This is a genomic window from Bradyrhizobium sp. NDS-1 (assembly GCF_032918005.1).
Classification (GTDB): domain Bacteria; phylum Pseudomonadota; class Alphaproteobacteria; order Rhizobiales; family Xanthobacteraceae; genus Bradyrhizobium; species Bradyrhizobium tunisiense.
Map to the genome: position 1 here is coordinate 6,930,587 of NZ_CP136628.1, position 25,649 is coordinate 6,956,235.

21 protein-coding genes are annotated in these 25,649 nt (G+C 64.3%); 8 read left to right on the forward strand and 13 right to left on the reverse strand.

Translation table 11 applies throughout. The features are described from left to right. Positions 1-107 precede the first annotated feature (107 nt). Entirely contained in the window at positions 108-311 is a 204-nt protein-coding gene (locus RX330_RS32360) for a hypothetical protein (RefSeq protein ID WP_212087840.1), read from the reverse strand. Positions 312-508: 197 nt separating this feature from the next. On the opposite strand from RX330_RS32360, the gene RX330_RS32365 reads away from it, so the two are divergent. Continuing rightward, on the forward strand, positions 509-1,882 hold the full coding sequence (locus tag RX330_RS32365; RefSeq protein ID WP_317241179.1) for a leucyl aminopeptidase family protein: 1,374 nt from the start codon (positions 509-511) through the stop codon (positions 1,880-1,882). Then, complete coding sequence (locus RX330_RS32370) at positions 1,875-2,729, forward strand: NlpC/P60 family protein (protein ID WP_317241180.1); 855 nt, start codon at positions 1,875-1,877, stop codon at positions 2,727-2,729. Before RX330_RS32365 ends, RX330_RS32370 begins: the two co-directional genes overlap by 8 nt. Positions 2,730-2,735: 6 nt before the next feature. On the opposite strand, the gene RX330_RS32375 is transcribed toward RX330_RS32370, so the two are convergent. From RX330_RS32375 to RX330_RS32400, 6 genes are all read right to left on the reverse strand, one after another. Further along, complete coding sequence (locus tag RX330_RS32375; protein WP_317241181.1) at positions 2,736-4,373, reverse strand: ABC transporter ATP-binding protein; 1,638 nt, start codon at positions 4,371-4,373, stop codon at positions 2,736-2,738. A gap of 4 nt (positions 4,374-4,377) precedes the next feature. Next, positions 4,378-5,556 carry an ABC transporter permease gene (locus tag RX330_RS32380; RefSeq protein WP_212087832.1) on the reverse strand — a complete coding sequence of 393 codons (1,179 nt, stop codon included), beginning with the start codon at positions 5,554-5,556 and terminating at the stop codon, positions 4,378-4,380. After that, complete coding sequence (locus RX330_RS32385; RefSeq protein ID WP_212087830.1) at positions 5,556-6,665, reverse strand: microcin C ABC transporter permease YejB; 1,110 nt, start codon at positions 6,663-6,665, stop codon at positions 5,556-5,558. Before RX330_RS32385 ends, RX330_RS32380 begins: the two co-directional genes overlap by 1 nt. 2 nt (positions 6,666-6,667) lie before the next feature. Continuing rightward, on the reverse strand, positions 6,668-8,554 hold the full coding sequence (locus RX330_RS32390; protein ID WP_317241182.1) for an extracellular solute-binding protein: 1,887 nt from the start codon (positions 8,552-8,554) through the stop codon (positions 6,668-6,670). A gap of 14 nt (positions 8,555-8,568) precedes the next feature. After that, entirely contained in the window at positions 8,569-10,470 is a 1,902-nt protein-coding gene (locus RX330_RS32395) for an extracellular solute-binding protein (protein ID WP_317241183.1), read from the reverse strand. Positions 10,471-10,681: 211 nt separating this feature from the next. After that, positions 10,682-11,236 (reverse strand): c-type cytochrome, encoded by a 555-nt coding sequence (locus RX330_RS32400; protein WP_317241184.1) that lies wholly within the window; start codon positions 11,234-11,236, stop codon positions 10,682-10,684. Positions 11,237-11,454: 218 nt separating this feature from the next. Between RX330_RS32400 and RX330_RS32405 the strand changes: the two genes are divergently transcribed. After that, positions 11,455-12,195 carry a 3-deoxy-manno-octulosonate cytidylyltransferase gene (locus RX330_RS32405; RefSeq protein ID WP_212087823.1) on the forward strand — a complete coding sequence of 247 codons (741 nt, stop codon included), beginning with the start codon at positions 11,455-11,457 and terminating at the stop codon, positions 12,193-12,195. A 38-nt stretch (positions 12,196-12,233) separates the two neighbouring features. Continuing rightward, entirely contained in the window at positions 12,234-13,088 is an 855-nt protein-coding gene (locus RX330_RS32410) for a prephenate dehydratase (protein WP_317241185.1), read from the forward strand. A 53-nt stretch (positions 13,089-13,141) separates the two neighbouring features. Here the strand turns inward: RX330_RS32410 and RX330_RS32415 are convergent, their stop codons facing one another. Further along, positions 13,142-14,161: an LLM class flavin-dependent oxidoreductase gene (locus tag RX330_RS32415; protein WP_317241186.1), complete on the reverse strand. Its 1,020-nt coding sequence runs from the start codon at positions 14,159-14,161 to the stop codon at positions 13,142-13,144. Positions 14,162-14,549: 388 nt separating this feature from the next. On the opposite strand from RX330_RS32415, the gene metF reads away from it, so the two are divergent. Then, positions 14,550-15,470 (forward strand): methylenetetrahydrofolate reductase [NAD(P)H], encoded by a 921-nt coding sequence (gene metF, locus RX330_RS32420; RefSeq protein WP_317241187.1) that lies wholly within the window; start codon positions 14,550-14,552, stop codon positions 15,468-15,470. Between the two features lie 6 nt (positions 15,471-15,476). Then, positions 15,477-19,325 carry a methionine synthase gene (metH, locus tag RX330_RS32425; protein ID WP_317241188.1) on the forward strand — a complete coding sequence of 1,283 codons (3,849 nt, stop codon included), beginning with the start codon at positions 15,477-15,479 and terminating at the stop codon, positions 19,323-19,325. 326 nt (positions 19,326-19,651) lie between these two features. Here the strand turns inward: metH and RX330_RS32430 are convergent, their stop codons facing one another. Both RX330_RS32430 and RX330_RS32435 read right to left on the reverse strand, forming a co-directional pair. After that, positions 19,652-20,281, reverse strand: a complete 630-nt coding sequence (locus tag RX330_RS32430; protein ID WP_317241189.1) for a glutathione S-transferase family protein — start codon at positions 20,279-20,281, stop codon at positions 19,652-19,654. 138 nt (positions 20,282-20,419) lie between these two features. Continuing rightward, positions 20,420-20,722: an ArsR/SmtB family transcription factor gene (locus tag RX330_RS32435; RefSeq protein WP_024340569.1), complete on the reverse strand. Its 303-nt coding sequence runs from the start codon at positions 20,720-20,722 to the stop codon at positions 20,420-20,422. 62 nt (positions 20,723-20,784) lie between these two features. Here RX330_RS32435 and RX330_RS32440 point away from each other — a divergent pair, with 62 nt between their 5' ends. Then, a complete protein-coding gene (locus RX330_RS32440) occupies positions 20,785-21,732 on the forward strand; it encodes a threonine/serine dehydratase (RefSeq protein ID WP_317241190.1) in 948 nt (315 codons plus the stop codon). A gap of 56 nt (positions 21,733-21,788) precedes the next feature. Then, a complete protein-coding gene (locus tag RX330_RS32445; RefSeq protein ID WP_317241191.1) occupies positions 21,789-22,391 on the forward strand; it encodes a hypothetical protein in 603 nt (200 codons plus the stop codon). Between the two features lie 206 nt (positions 22,392-22,597). On the opposite strand, the gene RX330_RS32450 is transcribed toward RX330_RS32445, so the two are convergent. From RX330_RS32450 to RX330_RS32460, 3 genes are all read right to left on the reverse strand, one after another. Beyond that, a complete protein-coding gene (locus RX330_RS32450; protein ID WP_317241192.1) occupies positions 22,598-23,191 on the reverse strand; it encodes a GNAT family N-acetyltransferase in 594 nt (197 codons plus the stop codon). Between the two features lie 178 nt (positions 23,192-23,369). Next, entirely contained in the window at positions 23,370-24,875 is a 1,506-nt protein-coding gene (gene glpK / locus RX330_RS32455; protein ID WP_317241193.1) for a glycerol kinase GlpK, read from the reverse strand. A 323-nt stretch (positions 24,876-25,198) separates the two neighbouring features. Continuing rightward, positions 25,199-25,591, reverse strand: a complete 393-nt coding sequence (locus tag RX330_RS32460; RefSeq protein WP_317241194.1) for an endonuclease domain-containing protein — start codon at positions 25,589-25,591, stop codon at positions 25,199-25,201. Positions 25,592-25,649: the final 58 nt, after the last annotated feature.

Genomic DNA, 25,649 nt, shown 5'->3' on the forward strand with positions numbered 1-25,649 from the left:
CATGACACAACCGTGGCGCTAGTAAAGCCCCGCGGCAACACTCGGGTGAACGGCAGTTCTCAACATGAAATACGAGACCTGCCGTACGACGGTTTCATTTCGTCCGATCAATATTCGATGGCAAGCCGCTTGCGGATTTCGTCGACGCGCCTGTCCAGCGCATCGAACCGCGCGTGGACGGATCGGTCATGGAGATAAAACACGTAACCGCCGACCAGGAGCGCGAAGATCCAGTGATGGTGCTCGATATAGCCAAAAATAGCCTCGACGGCCTGTCCGATGAATGTGACCACGCTCCACACAAATTCCATTGCGCTTCCTCCCGGCGGGCTTGTCGTCGGTCGCCCGGTTTCCATCTCTGGCGGCCTTGCCGGAACCTAGCATGGGCCCCTAGCCGCGAGTAGCGCTCGCTGAACGGTGACGGCAAAGCCGATTGCAGCAGCGGCCAAACTCTGCGAAGTCTCGTCCGGTCGTATGACCCGTTTGATCTGACGATCGGGACCCGCCAATGCCTTCTGTCTTCGAGACGTCACCCGCCGCCATCCCGATCATCTTCGTCACCAAAGCGAGCTGGGATCAGGTCGCCGAGACGCTGCCGCCAGCGCAACGCCTATTCGCCACGGCATGCGCCTTCACCGCCAAGCCGGGCGCCCATCTCGCGCTGCCCGCGCCCGACGGCGCGATTGCGCAGGTGCTGTTCGGCCTCGAGGACGAGGGCGCAAGATCGCGCGACCTGTTCCGGCCTGGCGCCCTGCCCGGGCTTTTGCCGCCGGGCACTTATCGCTTTGCCAATGCGCCGCATGATACGCGGCTGGCAGCGCTCGCCTTCGCACTGGGATGCTACCGCTTCGCGCGCTACCGCAAGGCTGATCGCCCCGACGTCCGGCTGGTGCCTCCTGATGGCGTCGATGCGGCCGGGATCGAGCGGGTCGCTGAGGCCGCAATGCTCGCGCGCGACCTCATCAACACGCCGTCCAACGACATGGGACCGGCAGAGCTGGCCGCCGCCGCGCAAGACCTCGCGGCCGAGTTCGGTGCAAGTTTCGCCTGCACCATCGGCGAAGAGCTGGAGAAGAATTTCCCGCTCATCCACGCCGTTGGCATGGCATCCAGCCGCGCCCCGCGGCTGATCGACATCGGCTGGGGCGACCTTGCTCATCCCAAGGTGACGCTGGTCGGCAAGGGCGTCTGTTTCGACACCGGCGGGCTCGATCTGAAGCCGTCGAGCGGCATGCTGATCATGAAGAAGGACATGGGCGGCGCTGCCAACGTGCTGGCGCTGGCACGCATGGTGATGGACGCCAAGCTGAAGGTGCGGCTGCGCGTGCTGATTCCGGCGGTCGAGAACGCGGTTGCCGGCAACGCCTTCCGCCCGCTCGATGTCTTCACCTCGCGCAAAGGCATCACGGTCGAGATCGGCAACACCGACGCCGAAGGGCGGCTGGTGCTCGCCGACGCGCTGGCGCTGGCCGACGAGGAGAAGCCCGACCTGCTGATCGATTTGGGCACACTGACCGGCGCGGCGCGGGTCGCGCTGGGTCCGGAACTGCCGCCGTTCTACACCAATGACGAAACCCTTGCCGCCGACCTCGCGCGCTGCGCGGTGCAGGAGAACGATCCGTTGTGGCGCATGCCGCTGTGGCCGCCTTACGATTCCTGGCTGGACTCCAAGACCGCCACCATCACAAACGCGCCGTCAGGCGGTTTTGCCGGCTCGATCACCTGCGCGCTGTTCCTGCAGCGCTTCGTCGAGCACGCCAGGAGCTGGCTGCATGTCGACATCTACGGCTGGACGCCGTCGGCCAAGCCCGCGCGGCCCGAAGGAGGCGAGTGCCAGGCTGCGCGAGCCATCTACACCTTGCTGGGCGAGCGCTATGCATAATCCAAAATACGATCCGCGGCTGACGCCGGCGCGGGGCGACCTCGCTGCGAAATATCTCGAAGGCGAAGTTGAGGCTGATCGCTTCGTCACCGGTGAGGAATTCGAGGTGGTCGAACCGATCGCGCCGGTGCGCGAGCAGGCGTCTTCGAACGCGATGCTGATGACGGAGGCACTGCGCGGCGAACGCGTCACGGTTTACGACCGCAACGGCGAAGGCTGGGCCTGGGGCCAGCTCAATGACGACGGCTATGTCGGCTGGCTGCCGGACGCGGCGCTCGCGAAGCCCACGGCGGGCCCGACCCACAAGGTCAGCGCCCTCAGGACGTTTGCCTTCCCCGGCCCCTCGATCAAGCTGCCGCCGGCCGACACGCTGGTGATGGGATCCAGGCTCGCGGTGGCGCGCCAAGACGGCAGCTTCGCCGTGACGCGGGACGGCAGGTATCTGCCGAAGTCCCATCTCGCCCCGCTCGATCACAGCGAACCGGACTTCGTCGCCGTCGCCGAGCGCTTCGTCGGCACGCCCTATCTGTGGGGCGGCAAGAGCAGTTCTGGCATCGATTGCTCCGGCCTGGTTCAAGTCTCGCTGACAGCGTCAGGCACCGGCTGCCCGCGCGACAGCGACATGCAGCAGGCCGGGCTGGGCCGCACCCTGGAGCAGCACGAGTGGGACCGCCTGCTGCGCGGCGATCTGATCTTCTGGAAGGGACATGTCGCGGTCGTCCGCGATGGCAGCACCATGGTTCACGCCAATGCGCATCACATGGCGACTGTGATCGAGCCGATCGAGCCGGCCATCGCACGGATCAAGCAGGCCGGCAGCGAAGTCGTCGCGATCAAGCGGTTGTGACGGGGCTTACGTCGCCGCCGAGCCGTTCCCGGCGGTCTCCAGCCGGAACGCCGCCGCGAACAGCGCCCGCGTGTAATCCGTCTTCGGGGACTTGAACAGCTCGGCGGCCTGTCCCTCTTCGACGACCTTGCCGCCGCGCATCACGATCAGGTGGCTCGCAAGGGAAGCGACGACGCGCAAATCGTGCGAGATGAACATATAGGTGAGCTCGCGCTTGCGCTGGAGCTCGCGCAAGAGATCGACCATCTGCGCCTGGAACAGCATGTCGAGCGCGCTTGTCGGCTCGTCCAGCACGACGAAATCCGGCTCCAGCACCACCGCCCGCGCGATGCTGATGCGCTGGCGCTGGCCGCCGGAGAATTCGTGCGGATAGCGAAAGCGCGTCTCAGGATTGAGCCCGACATCCTCGAGCGCCTTGACGACGCGCGCCTCGCGTTGTTCGCCCGACAGCTTCGGCTGATGCACGGAGAGACCTTCGGCGATGATATCGGCGACCGACATGCGTGGGCTGAGCGAGCCGAACGGATCCTGGAACACGATCTGCATGTCGCGGCGGAAAGGCCGCATCTCCTTGAAACGCAGTCCCTGGATGTCTTTTCCCAGGAATACGATGCGCCCGTTCGAGGAGATCAGCCGCAGCAGTGCCAGCCCCAGCGTGGTCTTGCCCGAGCCGGACTCGCCGACGACGCCGAGCGTCTCGCCCTTGCGCACGGCGACGCTGACGCCGTCGACCGCCTTGATGTGGCCGACCGTCTTGCGCATCAGGCCGCGCTTGATCGGAAACCAGACCTTCAAATCGTCCGCCGACATCACCACCGGCGCATCCGGCTGCGGCGGCGCCGGGTCCGGCTTCGGCTCGGCCGCGAGCAGATCGCGCGTATAGGGATGCTTCGGCGACTTGAAGACCTGCTCGACCGGTCCCTGCTCGACGATCTCGCCGCTCTTCATGACGCAGACGGTGTCGGCGATGCGGCGCACGATGCCGAGATCGTGGGTGATGAAGAGCAGGCTCATGCCGAGCCGCGAGCGGATCTCGGCGAGCAGCGCCAGGATCTGTGCCTGCACGGTGACGTCGAGCGCCGTCGTCGGCTCGTCCGCGATCAGCAGATCCGGCTCGTTGGCGAGCGCCATCGCGATCATCACACGCTGGCGCTGACCGCCGGAGAGCTGATGCGGATAGCTCTTCAGCCGCGTCTCGGGCTCGGGGATGCCGACCTGCGTCAGCAGCTCCAGCGTCCGTTTGCGCGCCTCGGCATTACTGGTCGGATTGTGCAACTGGATGATCTCGCCGATCTGCGCCTCGATCGTGTGCAACGGATTGAGCGAGGTCATCGGCTCCTGGAAGATGATGGAGATGTCACTGCCGCGAATCTCCCGCATCTGCTGCTCGGATCGGTCGATCAGCTCCTGCCCCTTGAAGCGGATGCTGCCCGAGGGATGCGAGGCGTTCGGATAGGGCAGGAGCTTGAGGATCGAGAGCGCGCTGACGGACTTGCCGGATCCGGATTCGCCGACCAATGCCAGGCATTCGCCGCGCTTGATCTGGAACGTGACCTTGTCGACTGCAAGCGTGGTGGCGCCGCCCTGGTGGAAGGCCACCGAGAGATCGCGCACGCTGAGCAGGGGCTGGTTGATCGCGTCCATCGGCCTACCTGAACGTCTTGCGCGGATCGAAGGCGTCGCGAACGGCTTCGCCGATGAAAATCAGGAGTGAAAGCATGATCGCGACCGAGAAGAAGCCGGAGAACCCGAGCCAGGGTGCCTGCACATTGGACTTGGCCTGCGACAGCAATTCGCCGAGCGAAGGTGACCCCGGCGGCAGGCCGAAGCCGAGGAAATCCAGCGCCGTCAATGTCATCACCGAACTCGACACGATGAAGGGCAGGAACGTCATGGTCGCCACCATCGCGTTCGGCAGCAGATGGCGGAACATGATGGTCGGGTTGGAGACGCCGAGCGCCCGCGCCGCCTGGATGTACTCGAAGTTGCGCCCGCGCAGGAATTCGGCCCGCACGAGGCCGACCAGCGAGACCCAGGAGAACAGCAAGAGGATGCCGAGCAGCACGAAGAAGCCGGGCACAAGGACCGAGGACAGGATCAGGAGAAGATAGAGCGAGGGGATAGCCGTCCAGATCTCGATGAAGCGCTGGAAGATGAGATCGACCCGGCCACCGAAATAGCCCTGCACCGCGCCCGCTGCTATGCCGATGACCGACGAAACGATCGTGAGACAAAGGCCGAACAGCACCGAGATGCGGAAGCCGTAGATCAGCCGTGCGACCACGTCGCGCCCCTGGTCGTCGGTGCCGAGCCAGTTGTATTCGAGGTCGCGGCAACTCGTCAGCCCCTTCTTTTCCACCACCGGCTTGCATTGCTTCTCGGTCAGCATCCAGGTCGGCGGCGACGGCGCCGGCGTCGGCAAGTCGAGATTGTGGGTGTCGTAAGAGTAACGGATCAGCGGCCAGACGATGGTGCCGTTCTTTTCCTTGATCAGCTTCTGCAAATAGGGATCGCGGTAGTCAGCCGCGGTTTCGAAGTCCCCGCCGAAGGTGGTTTCGGAATAGGTCACGAACGCGGGCCAGTAGAGGCGACCGTCGAACTTGATCAGAAAAGGCCGATCGTTGGCGATCAGCTCCGCGAACAGCGAGAGCACGAACAGCGCAATGAATAACCAGAACGACCAGTAGCCGCGGCGGTTGGCCTTGAAGTTCTGCCACCGCCGCCTGTTGAGCGGCGAAGGAGCGAACGGCTTGCGTGTGATCGGAACGACCTCGCCCAATGGGGACTGGGCCGTGGTCTCGATCGGCGTCGGTGCGGTGATCGTCATCAGACCTCCCGCGCTTCGAAATCGATCCGGGGGTCGATCCACATATACGTCAGGTCGGAGACCAGGTTGATCACGAGGCCGACCAGCGAGAAGATGTAGAGCGTGCCGAACACCACGGGATAGTCGCGGTTGAGCACGCTCTCGAAGCTGAGCAGGCCCAACCCGTCCAGCGAGAAGATGGTCTCGATCAGCAGCGAGCCGGAAAAGAAGGCGTGGATGAAGGTCCCCGGGAAGCCGGCGATCACGATGAGCATGGCATTGCGGAAGACGTGGCCGTAGAGCACCCGGCCCTCGCTACAGCCCTTGGCGCGCGCGGTCATCACGTATTGCTTGCGAATCTCGTCCAGGAACGAGTTCTTGGTCAGGAACGTCATGGTGGTGAAGGCACCTAACCCCATGGCGATCAGCGGCAGCGTCAGATGCCAGAAATAGTCGATGATCTGCCAGTACCAGGGAAACTGCGACCAGCCGTCCGAGGTCAGTCCGCGCAGCGGGAACCAGTTGAAGAAGGAGCCGCCGGCGAACAGGATGATGAGAAGGATGGCGAACAGGAAGCCGGGAATGGCATAGCCCAGCACGAGAATGGTCGACGTCCAGGTGTCGAAGCGCGTGCCGTCCTTCACCGCCTTGCGGATGCCGAGCGGAATCGAGATCAGATAGGTGATCAGCGTCAACCACAGGCCGAGCGAGATCGAAACCGGCAGCTTCTCCTTGATGAGTTGCAGAACGCTGACGTCGCGGAAATAGCTCTTGCCGAAATCGAAGCGGGCAAAATTCCACACCATCAGTGCGAAGCGTTCCGGTGCCGGCTTGTCGAAGCCGAACTGCACCTCGAGCTTCTTGATGAAGTCAGGATCAAGACCCTGCGCACCGCGATATTTCGAGTTGATGGCGTCGCCACCGGCCCCGACCTGCCCGGGCGCCCGCTGCGCAAAGTCGCTGCCGCCCGAAATGCGCGAAGTGCCGCCGGTGTCAGCCCCGGAGAGTTGCGCGATCACGCGCTCGACCGGGCCGCCCGGCGCGAACTGCACGACGACGAAAGACACGAAGAGAATCCCCAGCAGCGTCGGGATCATCAGGAGGATGCGGCGGGCGATATAGGCGCTCATGATTATTTCGCCTGTTCGAGCTTGGCGGCCTTGGCGGGTTCATGCCACCAGATGTCGGGCGCGCCGACGCCGTTGGCATAACGCGGCAGCTTCTGCGGGTGGCCGAACTGATCCCAATAAGCCAGCCGGTGCGTCTTGTTGTACCATTGCGGCACCCAGTAGCGGCCGGCGCGAAACAGGCGGTCGAAAGCACGACAAGCAAAGGTCAATTCCTCGCGGCTGTCGGCTGCCATGATCTTCTCGATCATGGCATCGATGGCCGGGTTGGCGATGCCCGCGAGATTGTACGAGCCCTTGGTGTTCGCGACCTGCGAGGAGAAGAACGAGCGCATGGCATCGCCCGGCGTTGCCGACATGCTGAAGCGCTGGATCGTCAGGTCGAAATCGAAGTCATCCTGACGCGCCCTGTATTGCACCGCATCAACAAGGCGCACGTTCGCCTCGATGCCGAGCGTCGCGAGATTCTTGATGTAGGGCGCGTGATGCGGCTGGAAGGAGGGTTCGTCCAACAGGAACTCGATCTTGAACACCTCGCCGTTGGGCAGCATCCGCTTGCCATCCTTGATCGGCACGCCAGCCTCGCTCAGCAGTTGCTGCGCCTTGCGCAACAGGCTGCGGTCCTGCCCGGAGCCGTCCGTTACCGGAGGCGTAAACGGTGCGGTGAAAACTTCGTCGGGAACCTGGCCGCGAAACGGCTCCAGCAGCTTCAGCTCTTCCGGCGAAGGCGGCACACCGCCCGCCATGAGGTCCGAATTCTGGAACGGCGACACGGTACGGGCATAGGCGCCGTACATGATGGTCTTGTTGGTCCATTCGAAATCGAAGGCGTTGATCAGGGCCTCGCGCACGCGCGGGTCCTTGAACTTGTCGCGCCTCGTATTGATGAACCAGCCCTGCGCGCCGGAGGGCGTGTCGTCGGGCACGACCTCCATCTTGACGCGGCCGTCCTTGACGGCCGGAAAGTCGTAGCGCGTCGCCCAGATGCGCGAGGTGAACTCTTCGCGATAGAGATAACTCTTGCCGGTGAAGCCCTCGAAGGCGACATCGCGGTCGCGATAGAATTCATAGCGCACGACATCGAAATTGTAAGTGCCGCGGCAGGGCGGCAGATCGGCCGCCCACCAATCCTTGACTCGCTCGAACTCGATGTAGCGATTGACCTCGAACCTCCCGACCTTGTACGGACCGGAGCCGAGCGGAGTATCCAGCGTCGATTCATCGAACGGCCGGGACGTGTAATACGCTTTCGAAAAGATCGGAAGACCGGCGACATAGAGCGGTACGTCGCGGGCGCGTCCCTTGGCGAAGGTGACGACGAGCGTGGCGTCGTCGATGGCTTCCGCGCTCACGAAGTCGCGCATGTTCACGACGATCAGCGGGTGGCCCTTGGCCTTCAGCGTCGTCAGCGAGAACGCCGCATCATGCGCGGTGAGTCTGGTGCCGTCGTGGAATTTCGCTTCGGGCCGCATCGTGAAACGATAGACCAGCCTGTCCGGCGATATCTGCACGGATTTGGCGGCAAGCCCATACATCGCGTCGGGCTCGTCGCTCGCGCGCACCATCAGCGGCGAGAACGTCATGTCCATGCCTTGCGCACCGTCGCCCTTGAGAATGTAGGCGTTGAGCGAGTTGAAGGTCTGGTAGGACTGGTTATGCGATTTCGTCGACGGAATCAGCGAGAACGTGCCCCCCTTCGGGGCAGCCGGATTGACGTAGTCGAACTGGCGGAAATCGGCGGGATATTTGAGATCGCCGAACGCGGAGATGCCATGGGCCTCGATTCCGGCCTCCGACGCGCCTGCCTTGCGCAACGGCGGCACGCCAAGGAACGCTCCAAAGGCGCCGCCAACACCCAGGGCCAGCACATGGCGGCGTGACATCTGCGTCATGCGGGGGATGTCCTTCACGACTTCTTTGCGATCCGTGCCGCCTTGTCTGCGTCGTACCACCAGATGAACGGGAAGCCGGATAGCCCGTATTTGGGCAGTTCCGCCGGCCGGCCGAAACGGTCCCAGCGCGCGGTACGCACCTTGTTGTAGGTCCATTGCGGCACGACGTAGTGATTCCACAGCAGCACGCGGTCGAGCGCCTTGGTTGCGGCGACGAGCTCGTCTCGATCTTTCGCGAAAATCACACGATCGATCAACTTGTCGACCGCCGGATTCTTGATTCCCGCTATATTGTCAGACCCTGCTATGTCGGCGTTCTTGGCGCCCCAACGTTCCCGTTGCTCGTTGCCGGGAGACTGCGACTCCCCCCAGGACTTTGTGACAATATCGAAGTCCCATTCCCGCAATCTGTTCTCGTATTGGGTCGGATCGACCGTGCGCACGCTCACCGCGATGCCGAGCCGCTCCAGCGACGGCTTGTAGAACAGCGTGATCCGCTCGAAGCTGGGATCCGAGTTCAGCAATTCGAGGGTGAACTGGGCGCCGGTCTTGACGTCGACCAGCTTGCGGTCGCGCACCTCGTAGCCGGCCTCCTTGAACAGGCGCAGCGCCTCGCGGAGATTATCGCGCACGGCTTCCGGATTGCCGCCGACCGGATTGGTGTAGGCCGTGGTGAAGACTTCGGGCGGGACCTGGGCGCGGACGGTCTCGAGGATCTCGAGCTCCTTGCCCTGCGGCACGCCGGTTGCCATCAGATCTTCGATGCCGTCGAAATAGCTGCTGACGCGCTTGTACTGGCCGAAGAAGATCTGCTTGTTCATCTCCTCGAAGTCGAACGCATAGTTGAGCGCACGCCGCACGCGCGGATCGCTGAACTTGCCGCGGCGCAGGTTCGGCACGAAGGCCTGCATCACGCCCGAGCTGCGATTGGCGAATTCTTCGAGGATCACGCGCTTTTCGGTCACGGCCGGGAAGTCGTAGGCGGTCGCCCAGTTCTTCGCGCTGTTCTCCGCACGCCAATCGACCTGGTCGGCCTTGAAAGCCTCGATCGCCACGGTGGCGTCGCGGAAATATTCGTAGCGCAGCTCGTCGAAATTGTTGCGACCCACATTGGCAGGCAGATCGCGGCCCCAATAGTCCTTGACGCGCTCCAGCGCGATCGATCGTCCCGCCACGAAGTCCTTGATCTTGTAGGGACCGGAGCCGAGCGGAACTTCGAGCGTGGTCGCGGAGACATCGCGCTTGCGGCCCTGCGCGTCCGTCCCCTCCCACCAATGCTTCGGCAGGACCGTGAGCTGCCCCACGATCTGCGGCAGCTCGCGGTTGCCCGGCGCGTCGAATACGAACTTCACCTCGCGCTCGCCAACCTTCTCGGCCTTCAGCACGTGGCTGTAATAGGCCGAGTACATCGGGTGATGCTTCTTGAAGGAATCCAGCGAGAAGATCACGTCCTCCGCGGTAACAGGCTTGCCGTCGTGCCATTTGGCCTGCGGCCGCAAACGGTAGGTGACGAAGGCGAAATCGTCCGGGTGGCTGACGGCCTCGGCCAGCGCGCCGTATTCGGTCGAGACTTCGTCGAGCGAGGCCGTCGTGAGGGACTCGTAGATGAATGCGACAGCGCCGGCGACCTGGCCCTTCACGCCCGACACGACGATGTTGAAATTGTCGAAGGTGCCGACGGCGATCTGGCGGGCGATGCCGCCCTTGGGCGCTTCCGGATTGACATAATCGAAGCGCTTGAAATCAGCGGGGTACTTGACCTTCCCGAACAGGGACAGCGCGTGGCGCCAAGGCAGCTCATTCGCCGATTGCGCCGCGGCACTGCCGACGACGGAAAGGCCCGCTACGGAACCGAGGGCGGGAAGCGCTGCGGCCGCAGTGCCGGTGAGCAGGAGATCGCGTCGGGTAATGGCCAAATCAACATCCCTGTCTTGAAGGAGGCTACTCCTTTAAGTTCGCAATATAGGCGAGGTTTCGACCGAATATGTTGCTTTTTCCTCATCTTGGAAGCCCCGGCCGCCGATCGGATGCGGCCAAACGCCCCGATAAATTCACTGGGAGGGCCGGATAAGGAAACGGCCAGGCTCTTCAGCCCGGCCGCATTTTCAGAGACAGGTTGTTGAAGCTTTACTTCGCCGCCGTTGGCAGCGGCTGGGGTTTCTCCGACAGCGAATTCAGGTAGGCAATGACGTCGGCCCGCTCGGAATCCTTCTGGATGCCGGCAAATCCCATCGCGGTACCCGGGACAAAGCCCTTCGGATTGGCGATGAACTTGTTGAGGTCATCGAACGTCCAGTTGCCGCCCTTGCCCTTGAGGGCCGCCGAGAAGTTGAAGCCGCCGCGGCCCTGGCCCTTTGGCTCGCCGACGACGCCATAGAGGTTGGGACCGACGCGATTCGGGCCACCCTTTTCGAAGGTGTGGCAGGCGCCGCACTTCTTGGCGGCGGCAGAGCCCTTTTCGACGGAGGCGGTCTGGAGCAGCTTTTCGATCGGTTCGGACGCTGCCGCGGCGGCGGCGCCTTCCTTGCCGTGGCCGGCATCTTCCTTCACGGCGATCTCGAAGCCGGGCTTTTCCGGCATCTTGGGCGAGAAAAGAGCCTGGGCGGTAAAGCTGGTCACCAGGAGAAAGAGACAGGTACCGAGCACGGCACCCATGATCTTATTGAGTTCGAAAGAGTCCATTTCCGGCCAGGCCCCACCGCAAGAAGGAAACAGCGGCGCAATCGGCCGCCAGGACGAGCCTCGGGAGAATCAAACGTATCCTATAGTTTCCCCGAGTTTTGCCATTGAGATATCGGTTTGCCCGGGGTCTGGCAACCCGTATAAGCGACCCGGCTTTCAACCCGTCCCACCTCCATTTCTCGGCGCGGAAAACGCCCTGTTTGCAGGCTCTTGACCCGATGATCGACCCTCGCATCCTGGTGCTGATCCCGGCCCGCATGGCCGCCACCCGCCTGCCCGGCAAGCCGCTCGCCGACATCGCGGGCCAGCCGATGATCGTGCATGTGCTGCGCCGCGCCGAGGCCGCCGGTATCGGCCGGGTCGCGGTCGCAACCGATACGCCGGAGATCGCCTCGGTCGTGACGGCCCATGGCGGCGAAGCCGTGATGACGCGCGCCGACCACCCCTCCGGTTCGGACCGCATCCACGAGGCCATGCAGAAGCTCGACCCGGACGGCAAGGCCGAGATCGTGATCAACCTGCAGGGCGATTTCCCGACCATCACGCCGCAGACCATCCGCGAGGTGCTGCCGCCCTTTTCCGAACCCGCGGTCGACATCGTGACGCTGGCCTCGCAAATCCACACCGAGGAGGAGGACCTCGCCCCCAGCGTCGTGAAGGCCATCGGCTCGCCGATCGGGCCGCGGCGGCTGCGGGCACTCTATTTTACCCGCGCCACAGCCCCTTACGGCAATGGACCGCGTTACCACCACATCGGCCTCTATGCTTACCGCCGCGCGGCGCTGGAACGGTTCGTGGCACTGCCGCCTTCGCCGCTGGAGCGTCAGGAAAGCCTGGAGCAGCTCCGGGCGGTCGAAGCCGGCATGCGCATCGACATCATGATCGTCGACAGCGTACCTCGCGGCGTCGACACGCCGCCTGATCTCGAAACCGCGCGCAGCATCCTTTCCAAATCCTGAGCGGCTGGTACAAGGCGCCGCAGGAGCACTTTTAAGACATGAGCAAGCTGAAAATCGCATTCCAGGGCGAGCCCGGAGCCAATTCCCACATCGCCATCGTCGAAGCCTATCCCGACGCCGAGCCGATGCCCTGTGCCACCTTCGAGGATGCGCTGTCTGCGATCTCGTCGGGCGAGGCCGATCTCGGCATGATCCCGATCGAGAACTCGGTCGCCGGCCGCGTCGCCGACATCCATCATCTCTTGCCGGCCTCCGGTCTCTTCATCATCGGCGAGTGGTTTCTCCCCGTTCGGCATCAGCTGATGGCGGTGAAGGGCACCAGGCTCGACGACATCAAGAGCGTCGAGAGCCATGTGCATGCGCTCGGCCAGTGCCGCCGCATCATCCGCAAGCTCGGCATCAAGCCGATCGTGCACGCCGACACTGCCGGCAGCGCCCGCGACATCTCGGAACGCAAGGACAAGACGGTCGCCGCGATCGCCTCGCGCCTCGCCGCCAAGATCTATGGCCTCGACATCCTCGCCGAGGACATCGAGGACGAGGCCCACAACACGACGCGCTTCGTGGTGCTGGCGCGCGAGCCGAAATGGGCCGCGCAAGGCACGGGTCCGCTGGTCACGACCTTCGTCTTCCGGGTGCGCAATTTGCCGGCCGCGCTGTACAAGGCACTCGGCGGCTTTGCCACCAACGGCGTCAACATGACCAAGCTGGAAAGCTACATGGTCGACGGCAATTTCTTCGCCACGCAGTTCTATGCCGACGTCGATGGCCACCCCGAGGACAAGGGGCTCGCCTTCGCCATCGAGGAGCTGAAATTCTTCTCGCGCGAATTCCGCATCGTCGGCGTCTATCCGGGCCATCCGTTCCGCGCGACGTTCAGCGAAGCACAGTAGGATTGAACTCGTGTCCCGGACGCGCGAAGCGCGAGCCGGAGCACGAGGGCGGGTTATGCGACTTCGCTTTTCGCCAGCCCAAACGCCTCCGCCAGCAGCGAATACGACTTCTTTCGCGCCTCGTGGTCATACACGGCGGTGATCACCATCAATTCGTCCGGCTTGCTCGCGTCGATCAGCGGCTGCAGCTTCCTCCGCACCGTCGCGGGGCTGCCGACGAACAGGCGGGAGCGGTTGCGGAGGATCGAGGTGCGCTCGGCGTCGGAGTAAGGATAGGCCAGCGCCTCCTCGACGCTCGGCAGCGGCAGATACTGACCGCGGTCGCGGCGCAGCCGGTTGAGGTCGAACGAAGAGGCGAGACGTTCGGCTTCCTCATCGGTATCGGCCGCGATGGCCGCGACTGCGAGGATCGCGTGCGGACTCGCACGCCAGGCCGACGGCTGGAAGCGGTTGCGGTAATGCACCATCGCATCGATCGCATCGTGGGACGCGAAATGATGGGCGAAGGCGAAGCCCATGCCGACTTGCGCGGCCAGCTCCGAGGAATAATCGCTGGAGCCGAGCAGCCAGATCGGCGGCAAAGCGGTGTCGTCAGGCATGGCGACGACATTGTTGTAGGGGTGGCCTGCAGGGAATTCGCGCGTCTGCCACAGAATCAGTTCGTGGAGCCGCTCCAGGAAATCGTCGCCTTCGCCGCGGTCGAGCCGGCTGCGCAGCGCGTAAGCCGTTGCTCCGTCGGTGCCGGGCGCACGGCCGAGGCCGAGGTCGATGCGGCCGGGAAACAGCGCCTCCAGCATCTTGAAGCGCTCGGCCACCACCAGCGGCGCGTGATTGGGCAGCATCACCCCGCCGGAGCCGACGCGGATATGCTTCGTCACGGCGGCGATCTGTCCGATCATGACGTCGGGCGCGGGGCTCGCGACCGAGGCGAGATTGTGGTGCTCGGCGAGCCAGTAGCGGACATAGCCAAGCCCGTCGACGTGGCGGGCCAGATCAATGCTGTTGCGCAGCGCCGCGGCAGGCCTGGTGCCCGTGGTGACGACGGAGAGGTCGAGGACGGAAAGCGGAATCATGGCGCGCTAAGTTAGTTGCGGGCGGCGACGCGGCAATGGGTCGGCTGCGCAGGTCTGACGTGTGCGGGCGGCGGACGGCCATCTGGTGGACGTTGGGACAGTTGACAGAGGCATGACCGTAAAATCATTCTGCCCACCTTCATTCTCGGCGTGCATCATGATGACGGCAGTCATATTTTATTGAATTTTCACGATATTTTAGACCAATCTCACCTCCCACAGCTCAGTCCCAGGATAACGATACTCAGAGGAATTCGCGTTAAGTGGGCCACTTCCCATCCGCGATGGGCTGTAGATCAAACTGCCTTTGCCGTATCTTAGGTCATCCAAGCGAGAACCTGACCGTCGGCCGCCGAAACCCGGCGACAAATCTGGAGTGAGTGGGGCCATGACCGATCTGACGATTCCTGCCCGCGCCGACGGGCAAGACGGGCACCTGAAGCGGCCTGCGATCTCCTTCGAGTTCTTTCCGCCGAAGACGGAAGAGATGGAGCGCAATCTCTGGGAGACCATCAACCGGCTCGCCCCGCTCGACCCGAAATTCGTGTCGGTGACTTACGGCGCCGGCGGCTCGACCCGCGAGCGGACGCACTCCACCATCTCGCGTATTCTGAAGGAGACCGCGCTGCTGCCGGCGGCGCATCTGACCTGCGTCGGCGCCTCGCGCGGCGAGATCGACGAGATCGTCGACCGCTATCACGAGGTCGGCGTCCGCCACATCGTGGGCCTGCGCGGCGATCCCGCCGGCGGCATCGGCACGCCCTATGCCAGCCATCCCGACGGCTACCAGAGCTCGGCGGAGCTCGTCGCGGGGATCAAGAAGCGGCATGCCGATATCGAGGTGTCGGTCTCGGCCTATCCCGAGAAGCACCCGGAGGCGCGCGACTTCGACGCCGACATCGACACACTGAAGGCCAAGGTCGACGCCGGCGCGAGCCGCGCGATCACCCAGGTGTTCTTCGACAATGATCTCTACTTCCGCTATCTCGACCGCGTCCGCGCCCGCGGCATCAGCATTCCGATCGTGCCGGGCATCATGCCCATGCACAATTTCAAGCAGGCGCGCAATTTCGTCACCCGCGCCGGCACCACCGTGCCCGACTGGTTCGCCGCGAAGTTCGAGGGCCTCGATGACGACGCCGAGACCCGCAAGCTGGTGGCTGCGACGGTCGCCGCCGGCCAGGTGCAGAAGCTCGCCAAGCACGGCGTCGACACCTTCCATTTCTACACCATGAACCGCGCCGATCTCGTGTTCGCGATCAGCCATTTGCTCGGCATCCGCGCCAAGAGCGCGCAGAAGGCGGCTTAAGACACCATGACCGTATCCACCTCTCCGAAGCGAACTGCCCTGCTCAACGCCGCGCGCCAACGCATTCTCGTGCTCGACGGCGCCATGGGCACGATGATCCAGAACCTCCAGTTCGACGAGGCCGCCTTCCGCGGCGAGCGCTTCAAGAACTTCCATCGCGACCTGCGCGGCAACAACGACCTGCTGATCCTGACGCAGCCGCAGGCGATCGAGGACATCCACGCGGCGTATTTGCGTGCCGGCGCCGACATCGTCGCCACCAACACCTTCTCCACGACCTCGATCGCGCAGGCCGATTACGACCTCACCGACATCGTCTACGAGATGGCGCGCGAAGGCGCCCGCCTCGCCGGCAATGCCGCAAGGCGCGTCGAAGCCGAGGACGGCAAGCCGCGCTTCGTCGCGGGCGCCATCGGCCCGACCAACCGCACCGCCTCGATCTCGCCCGACGTGTCCAATCCCGGCTACCGCGCCGTCACCTTCGACGATCTGCGCAAGTCCTATGGCGAGCAGATCAACGGCATGCTCGACGGCGGCGTCGACCTGCTGCTGGTCGAAACCATCTTCGATACGCTGAACGCCAAGGCGGCGCTTTATGCGATCGCCGAGATCACCGAAGAACGCGGCATCGACATGCCCGTGATGGTGTCGGGCACCATCACCGACAAGTCCGGCCGCCTGCTCTCGGGCCAGATGCCGGAGGCGTTCTGGAATTCGGTGCGCCACGCCAAGCCCATCACCATCGGCTTCAACTGCGCGCTCGGCGCCGAAGATTTGCGCGCGCATATCGCCGATATCGGCCGCGTCGCCGACACGCTCGTCTGCGCCTACCCCAATGCTGGCCTGCCCAACGAATTCGGCCAATATGACGAGACGCCCGAATACATGGCGCGCCTCGTCGGCGAGTTCGCACGCGACGGCCTCGTCAACATCGTAGGCGGCTGCTGCGGCACCACGCCGGACCATATCGCGGCGATCGCAGCTAGCGTCGCTCCGCACAAGCCGCGCACCGTGCCGGAGATTACGCCGCGACTGCGTCTCTCCGGCCTCGAGCCGTTTGTGCTGACGGACGCGATTCCTTTCGTCAATGTCGGCGAGCGCACCAACGTCACGGGCTCGGCCCGCTTCCGCAAGCTGATCACCGCCGGCGACTACACCGCCGCACTGCAGGTCGCACGCGACCAGGTCGAGAACGGCGCACAGATCATCGACGTCAACATGGACGAGGGGCTGCTCGATTCCGAAGCCGCGATGGTGACCTTCCTCAACCTCGTCGCCGCCGAGCCCGACATCGCCCGCGTCCCCGTCATGGTGGACTCTTCGAAATTCTCGGTGATCGAGGCCGGCCTGAAATGCGTGCAGGGCAAGCCGGTCGTCAACTCGATCTCGATGAAGGAAGGCGAGGAGAAGTTCATCCACGAGGCCAAGATTGCCCGTCGCCACGGCGCGGCCGTCGTCGTCATGGCGTTCGACGAGGTCGGCCAGGCCGATACGTTCGCGCGCAAAACCGAGATCTGCAAGCGCGCCTACGACATCCTGGTGAACAAGGTCGGCTTCCCGCCCGAGGACATCATCTTCGATCCCAACATTTTTGCGATCGCGACCGGCATCGAGGAGCACAACAATTACGGCGTCGACTTCATCGAGGCGACGCGCTGGATTCGCCAGAACCTGCCGGGCGCGCACATCTCCGGCGGCGTCTCCAACCTGTCGTTCTCGTTCCGCGGCAACGAGCCGGTGCGCGAGGCCATGCACTCGGTGTTCCTGTATCATGCCATCAAGGCCGGCATGGACATGGGCATCGTCAATGCCGGGCAGATGATCGTCTATGACGACATCGACCCCGAGCTGCGCCAGACCTGCGAGGACGTCGTCCTCAACCGCGATCCCGGTGCCTCCGAGCGGCTGCTGGCACTCGCCGAGAAGTTCCGCGGCAAGAAGACGGAGAGCAAGGAAGCCGATCTCGCCTGGCGTGAATGGCCGGTGGAGAAGCGGCTGTCGCATTCGCTGGTGCACGGCATCACCGAATTCATCGAGGAGGACACCGAGGAAGCCCGCAAGAATTCATCGCGCCCGCTCGACGTGATCGAGGGACCGCTGATGGCCGGCATGAACGTGGTCGGCGATCTCTTCGGCGACGGCAAAATGTTCTTGCCGCAGGTGGTGAAGTCCGCCCGCGTCATGAAGCAGGCGGTGGCCTGGCTGATGCCGTTCATGGAGGAGGAGAAGGCGCGCAACCTCGCCAACGGGATCGGCACGGAGGGCTCCTCCTCCGCCGGCAAGATCGTGCTGGCGACGGTCAAGGGCGACGTCCACGACATCGGCAAGAACATCGTCGGCATCGTGCTCCAATGCAACAATTTCGAGGTCATCGACCTCGGCGTGATGGTGCCGGCGGCCAAGATCGTCGAGACCGTGAAGGCGGAGAAGGCCGACATCGTCGGGCTCTCCGGCCTGATTACGCCCTCGCTCGACGAGATGGCGTTCTTCGCCGGCGAATTGCAGCGCGAAGGCCTCAAGCTGCCGCTGCTGATCGGCGGCGCCACCACCAGCCGCGTGCATACCGCCGTCAAGATCGACCCGAGCTATCGCGCCGGTCCCGTCGTGCACGTCAACGACGCCAGCCGCGCCGTCGGCGTCGCCTCCTCGCTGCTCTCGCCGGAGAAGCGCGAGGCCTACGCCGCCGAGGTGCGGGCGGAATACGCCAAGATCTCGGATGCACATCTGCGCGCGCAGGCTGACAAGAAGCGCCTGAAACTCGCCGCTGCCCGCGCCAACCGCGTGCCGGTCGATTTCGCCAGGAGCCGGCCGGTGAAGCCGACCTTCCTCGGCATCCGCAGCTTCGACGATTACGATCTCGGCGAGCTCGTGCCCTACATCGACTGGACGCCGTTCTTCCAGACCTGGGAGCTCGCGGGCCGCTTCCCCGCCATCCTCGACGATGCCAAGGTCGGCGAGGTCGCGCGCTCGCTCTATGACGACGCCCGCAAGATGCTCGACACCATCGTCAAGGAAAAGTGGTTCCGGGCGCGCGCGACGATCGGCTTCTGGCCGGCCAACGCCGAAGGCGACGACATCCTGCTCTACGCCGACGAGAGCCGCATCAAGCCAATCGCGACGCTGCACACGCTGCGCCAGCAGCTCGAGAAGCGCGAGGGCCGCTTCAACGCAGCGCTCGCCGATTTCGTCGCGCCCCCGGGCGTGCCCGACTATGTCGGCGGCTTCGTCGTCACCGCCGGCATCGGCGAGGATGTGGTGGCCGATCGCTTCAAGATGGCCAACGACGACTATTCCTCGATCCTGTGCAAGGCGCTCGCCGACCGGCTCGCCGAGGCCTTCGCCGAGCGCATGCATGCCCGCGTGCGCCGCGAGTTCTGGGCCTATGCGCCGGACGAGGCGCTCTCGACCGAGGAACTGATCCTCGAAAAGTACCAGGGCATCCGCCCCGCGCCCGGCTATCCCGCCCAGCCCGATCACACCGAGAAGGCGACGCTGTTCGAGCTGCTCGATGCGGAGGCCACGGCCGGCGTGAAGCTGACCGAGAGCTTTGCGATGTGGCCGGGCTCCTCCGTATCCGGGCTCTATTTCGCGAACCCCGAGAGCTATTATTTCGGCGTCGGGAAGATCGAGCGCGACCAGGTCGAGGATTACGCTGCGCGCAAGGGCATGACGGTCGCGGAGACCGAGCGTTGGCTCGCGCCGGTGCTGAACTACATCCCGTCGCAACAGACCGACAAAGCCTTTGCGGCAACGCCGGCGAACGACGAGACGTCAAAGGATCTCGCCTCGCATCCGCCAGGCTGTACCTGCGCGGTGCACCTCGTCTGGCAGAAGAAGCGCGCCGGCGCGGGCTAGAGACGCCGCCAAAACAAAAATTGAGAAAACAACCCCATGCACAGTAGTGATGGGGTTGAAAAGGCTGGGTTATTTCTGTTTTGCCGAAAGCGCGTTGCAGCGTCGGGCAAGCGAAGCGAGATGCGGGAACCGGTCTATCGCATTCGAGTGCTTCTCCCTGCGGCCATCCTTCGAGACGCCGCGAAGAGCGCGGCTCCTCAGGATGAGGACGGAGTGTGCGGCAGCAGGAGACCGCGAAGCGGTCGTCTCGAAGGACGAGGCGCTTGCTCAGGCCCTGCCAAGAACTCATATGCGATAACCCTGCCCTCCAGGGAGGGAAGGAAGCCCTACCCCTTCGGCGGCGCCAGCGGCTGCACGATTTCCTTGAACGGCGTCAACGCCTCGCAGCGCTCGGCATGCGCGCTCAGAGCTGGATAGGGCGAAGCATCGAACAGTTGCGGATGCGCTTCGCGGGTGAAGCGGACGACGCAGGCCACTGCGACGTCGGCGTGACCGATGCGGTCTCCCAGCCAGTACGGCGTCGTCACTTTGACGCGCTCGGCCTCCAGCACTTTCAGGACGTCGCCGATCTGCGCCTGGCAGCGCTCGACCCACAGCGCGAGCTGCTCCTTCCGCAGCACGCGCTCGTAGAGCAGGCTGACCGCCTTGTCGCCGAGGCCGGATGCGAGCGCGCAGATGCGCAAATGCCTGCGGCGTTCGGTGCCAGCGCGCGGCAGCATCGCCTTCTCGGGACCAACGAGGTCGTCGAGATAATCAAGAATGATGGTGCTCTCGATCAGCGCCTCGCCGTCGTCGAGCACCAGGGTCGGCACCCGGCGCAGCGGATTGTACGGCGCGATCTTGTCGGCATCGCCGAAGGTCGACCACGGCCGGTGCTCGAAGGCGAGGCCATAAAGCCGCAGCGCAATCGCGACGCGGCGGACGAAGGGGGAATCATATTGGCCGATCAGGAACATGGTTCGCGTTCTTCCCGGTTGGACGAGGCAGGGCCGATCAGTCTCCACGACCAGCTCGGTGCGGCGCAACAAATATCTTGGAAATGGTGTGTTGCGCCGGCTGCAACGACGCCGGCGACAGCGTCACGTACCACACGGTCAAAGCCCGTCCTGGATCGATCGCTTGATCGCGGCGATGGCCGTCTCGTTGCGCTTGTACATCGTCCATTGCTTGATCCGCTTGGCGCGCACCAGCTTGGCTGATGTCAGCACCCGCATGTGCTCGCTCACTGTCGGGGCGCTGACGCCGAGCTTTTCGGCGATCAGCAATCCGCAGACGCCGTCCTCGACCAGGTCGCCATCGGCCTGCTCGCGAAAATGCTTCCTGGGATCCCGCAGCCATTCCAGGATCTGCAGGCGGCGTTCGTTGGCGAGCGCCCGTAACGCGACGGCAAATTTCATTTAGCCATTTTGCTAATTACCTAATTGATGTCAACCGGCCGATAGGGTATTCTGAACGCCTCATGACAGCGACAATTGACATCACGCGGGAGCGGATTGCGGCGACCGAGGCCGTCATCCGTCCGCATATCAGGCGCACGCCGCTTCTTCAGGCCGATCTCGCCGATTTCGGCCTGCCGGCGGCGCCAGTCACGTTCAAGCTCGAGATGCTGCAGCATTCCGGATCGTTCAAGGCGCGCGGCGCCTTCGCCAATCTGTTGCTGCGGCAGGTGCCGCAGGCCGGTGTCGTCGCCGCATCCGGCGGCAATCACGGCGCGGCTGTCGCCTACGCGGCACAGCGGCTCGGCCTTCCCGCGACGATCTTCGTGCCCGACATCACCTCGCCGGCCAAGGCCGAGCGCATCAGGGGTTATGGCGCAAAGCTCGTAGTTGCGGGAAATCGCTATGCCGATGCGCTGGCAGCGAGCGAGTCCCACGTCGCACAGACCGGCGCGCTTGCCGTCCACGCCTACGATCAGGCCGAAACCCTGCTCGGCCAGGGCAGCGTCGGCCTGGAGCTGGAGCAGGACGCGCCCGGCTTAGACACGCTGCTGGTCGCGGTCGGCGGCGGCGGATTGATCGGCGGCATCGCAGCTTGGTTCGGGGGCCGGACGCGCATCGTCGCGGTCGAGCCGGAGCAATCGCCAACCCTGCACACTGCGTTCGCGGCCGGCGCGCCGGTCGATGCGCCGGCCGGCGGCATCGCCGCCGACAGCCTTGCGCCGCGGCGCGTCGGCGAGCTGATGTTTCCGGTCGCGCGCGCTCATGTCGAACGCGTCGTTCTGGTCAGCGACGATGCGATCCGGCAGGCCCAGGCCGCGCTGTGGTCCAGCCTGCGCCTCGTGGCCGAGCCCGGCGGCGCGGCCGCGTTTGCCGCGGTGCTCTCCGGCCGTTATCGTCCGTCGCTCAAGGAGCGCGTCGCGGTGCTGGTCTGCGGGGCGAACACGACGGCGGTGAATTTCGACAGCTGATTGGAAAAGAGATAACGGAACTACGCGGCGGCTTGATTGCCTGCGTCGCGTCAATCATGGTAGGCCCCGCACAGGGCCAGAGCGACGTGACGGATCAACCTCCCTCCCTCAGTATCGTGGGTGTCTACTCATTCAGCGCGGACAAGGCCGCCTATGCCCGCTTCATCCGGGAGCTGATCGATTCCCACGATCCGCCTAATTTCAGCGAAGAAGTTAAGGATGTCCTCCGTGTCGGCGGCAGGGGTAACGAGTTGTGGCCGTTGACTCCTGAGGAGCGACAAGATTTGGAAAGCGAACTGCGCTTCTATATGGACAACGCCGCGGTTCTCGAGGTGCTGGTGAAGAATCCGGACCTACAATTCAATCCCCATGACTTCGCTCAAATTGATCCGGTCAACCCAAAGGACCACTCGGAGATGGCGTGGAACGAGATGTTCCTGACGGCAGACGGCGAGACGGAAATCAGGACCGACTACAGGCAAAGGATGCCTGCGGCCAAGCAATATCGCGTGGTGTTCGTCATCCATCGCTGGATGCCTAGCGTCCCACTGCTTTCCAGCTACGGAGAACTTCAGGCTCCTCCTGTGCAGCCGCTCCCAGAGCGATTATGGCGTCTCGCTCCGTATGAGCTGCCGGAGCCGAGTGTTGTTGTTGGATGACGGCGGAGAGCGCAGCAACCAGGAAGTCGCCCCGGATCGCGCTGCGCGCATCCGGGGTGCGCGAATCGCGAGTTAGTCGACTAACATCTCCAACACACTCCGTCATTGCGAGCGTAGCGAAGCAATCCAGTCTTTCTCCGCGGATGCAGTCTGGATTGCTTCGTCGCAAGGGCTCCTCGCAATGACGGTGGGCCGACAGCCGCGTACTACTCAATGATCGGCACATGCCTCGCCGCTGTCCGCGGTGCCGTTCCATCGAGCCGCGGATCGTCCGCCACCTCGATCTGGCGGCGGAAGGGGCGGAAGCCGGAGCGCTGGTAGAACGCCACGGCCGAAGGATGGTCGAAGGTGCAGGTGTGGACCCAGACCCGGCTGACGTCGCGTGACCAGGCGCGCTCCAGCGCGCGGTTCATCAGGAAGCGGGCGGCGCCGGTGCCGATCAAGGGTGCGGTGACGCCGAAATAGACCAGCTCGCACTGGCCGGGCTCGCGGAAGTCCAGCTCGAGCAGGCCTTCGTCGCGGCCGTCCACGCCCAGCGCGTAGACCTCGACATTGGGCGCGTGAATGATCGCGGCGAGCTCGGCGTCGTTCATACGGGCGCGCGAGAACCACAGCCAGTCCTCACCGACGCGGCGGAAGAGATCGCGGTACCAGGGAAGCGCGGGGGCATCGACCTTGCGCAGGGTCCAGGCGCTGGGGGGATCGTCGCGGCGCGCGGGCCGCTCGATCATCTCCAGATGGGTGACGACGGCGGCGATCTTGCCGGCAGGGACGTCGGAATAGCCATCGGGAAGGATCATGGTTCGTTGGTACCCTTGATATTGAGCCAGCGGGCGGTGCCGTTTCAAGGAGCGACAGCAGCTTCACACTCCGTCATTGCGAGCGTAGCGAAGCAATCCAGGATCTTTCCGCGGAGGGACTCTGGATTGCTTCGTCGCAAGAGCTCCTCGCAATGACGTGGAGAGAGAGCGTGTACCCCTACCCCTCCCCCTCGTCGCTCGCCAGCACGCCCTTCACTGCGCGCGCCCAGCCGGCAAGCTTCCGCTCCCGTGTCGCCTGGCTCATGTTCGGCTTGAAGCGGTGCTCGAGGCGCCAGTTGTCGGCGAATTTGGTCGGCTCGGGATAGACGCCGGCCTGGAGGCCGGCGAGGTAGGCGGCGCCGAGGGCCGTGGTCTCCTGGATCACGGGGCGGTCGACGGGCGCATCCAGGAGATCGGCGAGGCGCTGCATGGTCCAGTCGGACGCGGTCATGCCGCCGTCGACGCGGAGCACGACGCTGGCGGTTTCCGAGCTCGGCCAGTCCGCGCGCATCGCCGCCCAGAGGTCGAAGGTCTGGTAGCAGACGCTTTCCAGCGCGGCATGGGCGAGCTCGGCGGGGCCGGTGTTGCGGGTGAGGCCGAATAACGCGCCGCGCACGCGCGGATTCCAGTAGGGGGCACCCATGCCGACGAAGGCCGGCACGAGATAAACGCTCTGCATGGAGTCCGACTGATCGGCGAGAGGTCCCGTCTCGGCGGCGTGCTTGATGATGCCGAGGCCGTCGCGCAGCCATTGCACGGCACTGCCGGCGACGAAGATCGAGCCTTCGAGCGCATAGGTACGCTTGCCGTCGAGCTGATAGGCGACGGTGGTGAGCAGCTTGTTCTTCGACGCCACGGGCGTGGTGCCGGTGTTGAGCAAGGCAAAACAGCCGGTGCCGTAGGTCGACTTCATCATGCCCGGGCGGAAGCAGGCTTGTCCAATGGTCGCGGCCTGCTGGTCGCCGGCGATGCCGGAGATGACGATGGGGCCGCCGAACAGATCGGGCGTGCTCTCGCCGAAGCGCGCGGAGGAATCCTTCACCTCGGGCAGCATCGAGCGCGGCACGCCGATGATCTCCAGGAGCTCGTCGTCCCACTCGCCGGTGTGGATGTTGAACAGCAGCGTGCGCGAGGCATTGGTGGCGTCGGTGGCGTGCACCTTACCGCCGGTGAGGCGCCAGAGCAGATAGCAGTCGACGGTGCCGAACATCAGTTCGCCGCGCGCGGCCCGTGCCCGCGCGCCGGGAACGTGATCCAGGATCCAGGCGACCTTGGTGCCGGAGAAATAGGGATCGATAATCAGTCCGGTCTTCCTGGAGATCACCGGCTCGCGGCCGTCGGCTTTCAGTTTCGCGCAGATGTCGGCTGTGCGGCGGTCCTGCCAGACGATGGCGCGGTGCACCGCCTGTCCGGTGGCGCGGTCCCACACCACCGTGGTCTCGCGCTGGTTGGTGATGCCGATCGCCGCGATGTCCTTAGGCTTGATGCCGGCCTGCGCGATCGCGTCGCGGCACACGTTCACGGTCGAGGTCCAGATGTCCTCCGGCTCGTGCTCGACCCAGCCCGAGGCCGGGAAATGCTGCGGAAACTCGGCTTGTGCCTTCGCCGCAATGGAAATGTCGCCGCGAAACACGATCGCGCGCGAGGAGGTGGTGCCCTGGTCGATGGCGAGAACGAAAGACATGGCGGCTTACCCTTGGCGTTTTCCCTGAGGGATCATTGTGTCGCGGCAAAGGGAGCGGATTGGAGGCGGAAGGTCAAGATTGGATGAATGGTGGTGCCTCTTACCCTCCCCTGGAGGGGGAGGGTCGATCGCGCGAAGCGCGAGCGGGGTGGGGTGAAGCCACAACGGCAGTCTTTCGTTCTCGCCAGAACGAGCTTCGCCGCGCATCCATAAGCACCGCATTCGCAGATGGTCTGTCACCCCACCCCGCTACGCATGTCGCTTCGCTCCCTGCGTAGCGACCCTCCCCCTCCAGGGGAGGGTAAGACGAGAGCGGGCCAAAGCTAGGTTCTGCGGTGCTTCAAAGGCCAGGTTTCCGCCTCGCGCGAACCGTATAGCTCGACATAGATGCGTTCGAGCACGGCAGTCAGGTCGCTCGTGATCTCCAGATTCCAGAACCGGACAACGCGGTAACCTTCGCGTTCCAGCCAGCGTTGGCGTTCGAGGTCCCGTACGGCCGTGTCGTCTTCGTTGTGGTGTCCGCCATCGAGCTCGATCACCAAGCGCTTGGCCGGGCAGAGGAAGTCAACGATGTAAGGGCCGATCGGCGCCTGCCGGCGGAAGTGCGACCCCTCGATCGGAATATCCTTGAGAGCCCGCCACAAGATCCGCTCATGTGGGGTGGTGTTCGCCCTCAGCTTCTTTGCGGCGGCGCGTCGGATCGATGTTGAGACCATTTTTGCGGCTTCACCCCACCCCGCTCGCGCTTCGCGCGAACGACCCTCCCCCTCCAGG

What these genes read in the sequence shown, in the direction of transcription:
- metH (WP_317241188.1), top strand. Translation starts at nt 15,477, where the DNA reads ATGACCGTATCCACCTCTCCGAAGCGAACTGCCCTGCTCAACGCCGCG.
- RX330_RS32390 (WP_317241182.1), bottom strand. Translation starts at nt 8,554, where the DNA reads ATGACGCAGATGTCACGCCGCCATGTGCTGGCCCTGGGTGTTGGCGGC.
- RX330_RS32445 (WP_317241191.1), top strand. Translation starts at nt 21,789, where the DNA reads ATGGTAGGCCCCGCACAGGGCCAGAGCGACGTGACGGATCAACCTCCC.
- RX330_RS32370 (WP_317241180.1), top strand. Translation starts at nt 1,875, where the DNA reads ATGCATAATCCAAAATACGATCCGCGGCTGACGCCGGCGCGGGGCGAC.
- RX330_RS32375 (WP_317241181.1), bottom strand. Translation starts at nt 4,373, where the DNA reads ATGGACGCGATCAACCAGCCCCTGCTCAGCGTGCGCGATCTCTCGGTG.
- metF (WP_317241187.1), top strand. Translation starts at nt 14,550, where the DNA reads ATGACCGATCTGACGATTCCTGCCCGCGCCGACGGGCAAGACGGGCAC.
- RX330_RS32430 (WP_317241189.1), bottom strand. Translation starts at nt 20,281, where the DNA reads ATGTTCCTGATCGGCCAATATGATTCCCCCTTCGTCCGCCGCGTCGCG.
- RX330_RS32410 (WP_317241185.1), top strand. Translation starts at nt 12,234, where the DNA reads ATGAGCAAGCTGAAAATCGCATTCCAGGGCGAGCCCGGAGCCAATTCC.
- RX330_RS32405 (WP_212087823.1), top strand. Translation starts at nt 11,455, where the DNA reads ATGATCGACCCTCGCATCCTGGTGCTGATCCCGGCCCGCATGGCCGCC.
- RX330_RS32435 (WP_024340569.1), bottom strand. Translation starts at nt 20,722, where the DNA reads ATGAAATTTGCCGTCGCGTTACGGGCGCTCGCCAACGAACGCCGCCTG.
- RX330_RS32415 (WP_317241186.1), bottom strand. Translation starts at nt 14,161, where the DNA reads ATGATTCCGCTTTCCGTCCTCGACCTCTCCGTCGTCACCACGGGCACC.
- RX330_RS32400 (WP_317241184.1), bottom strand. Translation starts at nt 11,236, where the DNA reads ATGGACTCTTTCGAACTCAATAAGATCATGGGTGCCGTGCTCGGTACC.
- RX330_RS32385 (WP_212087830.1), bottom strand. Translation starts at nt 6,665, where the DNA reads ATGAGCGCCTATATCGCCCGCCGCATCCTCCTGATGATCCCGACGCTG.
- RX330_RS32450 (WP_317241192.1), bottom strand. Translation starts at nt 23,191, where the DNA reads ATGATCCTTCCCGATGGCTATTCCGACGTCCCTGCCGGCAAGATCGCC.
- RX330_RS32365 (WP_317241179.1), top strand. Translation starts at nt 509, where the DNA reads ATGCCTTCTGTCTTCGAGACGTCACCCGCCGCCATCCCGATCATCTTC.
- RX330_RS32440 (WP_317241190.1), top strand. Translation starts at nt 20,785, where the DNA reads ATGACAGCGACAATTGACATCACGCGGGAGCGGATTGCGGCGACCGAG.
- RX330_RS32360 (WP_212087840.1), bottom strand. Translation starts at nt 311, where the DNA reads ATGGAATTTGTGTGGAGCGTGGTCACATTCATCGGACAGGCCGTCGAG.
- glpK (WP_317241193.1), bottom strand. Translation starts at nt 24,875, where the DNA reads ATGTCTTTCGTTCTCGCCATCGACCAGGGCACCACCTCCTCGCGCGCG.
- RX330_RS32460 (WP_317241194.1), bottom strand. Translation starts at nt 25,591, where the DNA reads ATGGTCTCAACATCGATCCGACGCGCCGCCGCAAAGAAGCTGAGGGCG.
- RX330_RS32380 (WP_212087832.1), bottom strand. Translation starts at nt 5,556, where the DNA reads ATGACGATCACCGCACCGACGCCGATCGAGACCACGGCCCAGTCCCCA.